This window comes from Methylophaga sp. UBA5088, from assembly GCF_002414625.1.
GTDB classification, from domain to species: Bacteria; Pseudomonadota; Gammaproteobacteria; order Nitrosococcales; family Methylophagaceae; genus Methylophaga; species Methylophaga marina.
In genome coordinates this window covers 978-1871 of sequence record NZ_DIAC01000064.1, presented here as the reverse complement: position 1 = coordinate 1871, position 894 = coordinate 978, and the positions used below count along the sequence as shown (strand labels likewise).

The following is an 894-nucleotide window of genomic DNA, read 5'->3' as shown; positions in this document are numbered from 1 at the left end:
CAAAAACAGCGCTTGCTTTCACATGGTTTCCAGAACATTGAGGTTTGGGGGCGTGGTGTAGAGACAGAAATTTTCACTCCTGAAAACCCTCAACAGCTGGGATTAACTGGCCCCGTATTTATGAATATGGGGCGGGTCGCCGTTGAGAAAAATATTGAAGCTTTCCTTCAATTAGATATCAAGGGTAATAAAGTCGTTGTCGGTGATGGGCCCGATCTTGAACATCTTCGCCAAAAGTATCCTGATGTCATTTTTACCGGAGCCAAATTCGGCAAGGAGCTTGCCTCTTATCTCGCCGCAGCGGATGTGTTTGTGTTTCCAAGTAAAACAGATACCTTTGGTCTAGTTTTATTGGAAGCGATGGCCTGCGGCGTTCCTATTGCTGCCTATCCTGTTACTGGCCCTGCTGATATCGTTCAAGAAGGTATTACAGGCTATCTTGATGAAGACCTGACAATAGCAGCAGGAAAAGCACTTAACTTATCTGGAGACAAGTGTATTGAATACGCAAAAAATCATAGTTGGTTAGCCTGCACCAAAGTCTTCTCGGACTTTATGTTTAACAACCGACATAATAAAAAGTTAAAAGATACAGACATTACCAATCAATCTTTTTGGTGTTTGTGAATAATCACCATGTTGTTTTTTTGCCACTTAGTTCACATTACCATGTCATAAACGCAACAGATGACTTGCATTGCCATAACTCGGCGTGCGATTATTTCTCGGGTCGATAAGAATAAAATTAAAAGGATCATGATTCGATGTCTACCCTGCGCTCAGTTTTCAAACTCGGTTTTTTGGCGGCAGTATTGCTGCTAACTGGCTGTGCTACCAGCAATAATCCTAAGGATCCGCTTGAAGGATACAACCGTGCAATGTATAAATTTAACG

The 894-nt window shown here is 42.2% G+C and carries 1 protein-coding gene; it reads left to right on the top strand.

The window, feature by feature from the left end; all coding sequences use genetic code 11:
• Positions 1-627: glycosyltransferase (locus B4K20_RS08260; protein WP_289282543.1), on the top strand; the 627-nt coding region annotated here is incomplete at its 5' end.
• Positions 628-894 lie beyond the last annotated feature (267 nt).